This window comes from Bacillus sp. AFS001701 (assembly GCF_002559405.1).
Classification (GTDB): domain Bacteria; phylum Bacillota; class Bacilli; order Bacillales; family Bacillaceae_G; genus Gottfriedia.
Window position 1 is genome coordinate 1 of sequence record NZ_NTZO01000435.1, and the last position, 711, is coordinate 711.

Consider the following 711-nt stretch of genomic DNA (forward strand, 5'->3'; position numbering starts at 1 on the left):
GCAAAATAAATCCTCCTTAATCAAATACATATAGGATTACTATTTGTAAAAAATTTCTTTTTATTAGTAAAAAGCGTAAAAACTGATATAAATTGCACAATCAAGAAACGGATAGATCGAGTAGAGGGGTCGAATAGTAAGGATAGTAGCAAAAAGGAGGAGATATTATGAAAAGAACATCTAAAGCCATTTTCATTTTCTCATTCATATTTTGTATTTTTTGCAAAGTAAACCCATCTGATGCACAACCAGTTTATGAGCCTCCATATGCTAAATGGGGAAAAATTGCAGTTGAAAAAACAATCCAAAGATACCCGCAATCGGATGTAATTGATTATTTACACATAGGAAGAGAACAAAGAACACCAACGATCTCAGTTGAAAAATTCAAATTATGGTTAAGATTAAAAGATGGAAGCAGGGAATTCGGGGTATATGTAAATGTAGAATTTGAACCAAGAACAGAAAGATACTTAGGAATTACATATACTGAAACGGATCGATAAGAATAACAATAAAAAACATCGCTTAAATCGTGATGTTTTTTATTGAAATGTATTGTGAGAGAAATCACATGAAAAAATTTAAAGAAGAATTCAAGGTTTCAAAAACATAGATTTTTAATGATGGAACGGTAATTGAAATCAAATAAAAAAATTTCAAAATTAGTGAGTGAAATAAACTATAAAAAGATTGAATTGAATATATAAC

General features: G+C 28.8%; 1 protein-coding gene. It reads left to right on the top strand.

Annotated elements, in window-relative coordinates; all coding sequences use genetic code 11:
* Positions 1-167 precede the first annotated feature (167 nt).
* Positions 168-506 (top strand): DUF3889 domain-containing protein, encoded by a 339-nt coding sequence (locus CN514_RS20730; protein ID WP_098234211.1) that lies wholly within the window; start codon positions 168-170, stop codon positions 504-506.
* The last annotated feature ends 205 nt before the right edge of the window (positions 507-711 follow it).